The organism is Actinokineospora sp., assembly GCF_050699995.1.
GTDB lineage: Bacteria > Actinomycetota > Actinomycetes > Mycobacteriales > Pseudonocardiaceae > Actinokineospora.
In genome coordinates, this window is the sequence record NZ_JBOHGC010000518.1 from 1 (window position 1) to 2,096 (window position 2,096).

A 2,096-nucleotide genomic window follows, 5' to 3' on the forward strand; every position below is an offset into this window, starting at 1 on the left:
GAGTCAAGTCCTCGCTGTCGGGCTTGTTGATCCACGCCGCCACCGGTCCCTGCGGCGGCGTGGGCGCGCGGCGGACGAACCGCTCGGGGTTGGCCTGGTAGGCGGCGTCGAGGACCCGGGCGCGCGCGGCGTGGTAGGTGGCGTTGAAGTGGTCGAAGTGCGGCAGGCCTTCGGGCAGGCGCACGATGATCCGGCGGGCGGTGCGCACGATCCGCCCCGGTACGCAGAAGAACAGGTGTCGCAGCGTCTTGGCGTGGCGGCGCAGCGGCGTTTGCTCGTCGGGCGCGTTGCCGGAGGCGGCCGCGGCGGGGCTGATGTCGCACACCCAGGCGCAGACATTGAGGAATCTCCTGCAGGTTCCGTGGGTCGCTTCACTACGCCGGTAGGGGTGGGCAGAGGCCGCCGAGGCTGAGCATCGCCAGTGCGATGACGGCCCAGGGCGAGTGGTAGCCGAACCCGCGGCGGGTGATCAGCCGGATCTGGGTGTTCATCTGCTCGGTTCTGGCGTTCGACAGTCCGTGGCGAAGCGCCGCCTCGATCCCCGCACGCTGGTTGGTGATCGTCTTGGCGAGCTTGACGAACGGGCGAAGCCGGCAGCGTCGGGCCCACTTCAGCCACGCGTCGAGCAGCTCGAGCGCGTGCTCGCACGGGACGCGGTAGATCATCCGCAGCTGCTGGCAGATGAGGTAGGCGCGGTACAGGTCCCGGTTGATCTCCTGCACGCGGGCGAGCTTGTGGTGGTGGCGCTCGGTCAGCTTGGCGGGGTTCATCCACAGCGCGAAGCGGGCGCCCTTGAGCTCTTTCGCCAACCCCGGCTGGCCGGCCTTGCGGGCGTCGTTCCAGACCTCACGGCGGACGTCGTCGAGCGCGTCGGTCGCGAGCTTGACAACATGAAACGGGTCCAAGCAGACCTCGGCGTTCGGGCAGCGCTGGCCGATCGGGATCGTGATCCAGTCGGCCATGTCGCAGGACACGAGCTCGATCTGCTCGCAGCGGTCTTTGCCCAGCAGATCGAGGAACTTCTCGACCGTCGCCTTGTCCCGGCCTGGGTGCGCCCACACCAGCCGGCCGGTGTCGTGGTCGATGACGACCGTGAGGTAGCGCTGTCCTTTGCGGACCGAGATCTCATCGACCCCGAGGCGCTTGAGGTTGGCGTACAGGTCGCGCTGGGCGCGGGCCTCGGCCATCACCCGCTCGCAGATCCAGCCGACGGTCCGCCACGCGATCCGCATCAGCTCCGAGACCGCGGTCTTGCTCGTGTGCACGGCAAGCCACGCGACCTGGTCTTCGAACGAGCGCGTGAACCCGGCGTCGTGCCGCGCCCACGGCACCGCGGCGACCACCACCCCGTGACGCTTGCAGTTGACCCGCGGCGCGTCGGCCTCCAGGAAGCACAACGTGGTGCCGAGATCGAGCGCCCGCCAGCGCCGGCGACCTTCGCCCCGGTCGTAGCCCGGGCAGCGCCGGCGGCACTGCGGGCAGCGGTCCCGCTCCCGCGCTCTCGGCCTAACCGCAACCACCAGCTCCCCGTCCGACTCGTCGAAGTCGACCTGCTCGATCACCGTCTGGCGCAGCCCGAGCAGCTTCCTCCATACCCTGAGTGGGCGCACGTCGCCACCGCTCCCTTTGTGAGGTTCCCGACTGTCAGAAGCCGGAACCGTAGGAGCCAGGCGGCGTGCGCACCCCTTGACCTTGGTCGGGCGGTCCTCCGCCCCGACCTCATCGCCCCACAGCGCGGACGGGCGGCGCTGTCAAGCAGCGCAAACCCGCTGCAAACCTCGACAACGACTCGCGCACCCCATCAGCCAACAAGGCGCCGCTTGACAGACGACGGCCGGCCGCGCTACCCCGCGACCGCCTTCACCTCACCCACGGAACATGCAGGGGCGCCTCATTTGAGCCCCGGTATCGGTGCGCTGCGCGCAGGAGATGGTCGGATCGGCGAGTGAGAATCCTCATGTCCGCGGCCCGGTCGCCCCAAGGAGCTGAATCGGCACGCCAGCCGTATGCTGGCGTCGTCCGCGAAATTGCGAGGAGGTCGCCGTGCCGATCGTCGCAGTCTTCCAAGCGCCGAGCCTTACGCAGGAGCGGTACGA

Annotated in this window: 1 protein-coding gene and 1 pseudogene; both read right to left on the bottom strand. The window is 69.3% G+C overall.

What is annotated here, in order from left to right:
* Window positions 1–325, bottom strand: a pseudogene (locus ACRDSQ_RS25765) (hypothetical protein); the annotation flags it as partial.
* Between the two features lie 49 nt (window positions 326–374).
* Window positions 375–1,610 (bottom strand): ISL3 family transposase, encoded by a 1,236-nt coding sequence (locus ACRDSQ_RS25770; protein ID WP_431424542.1) that lies wholly within the window; start codon window positions 1,608–1,610, stop codon window positions 375–377.
* Window positions 1,611–2,096 lie beyond the last annotated feature (486 nt).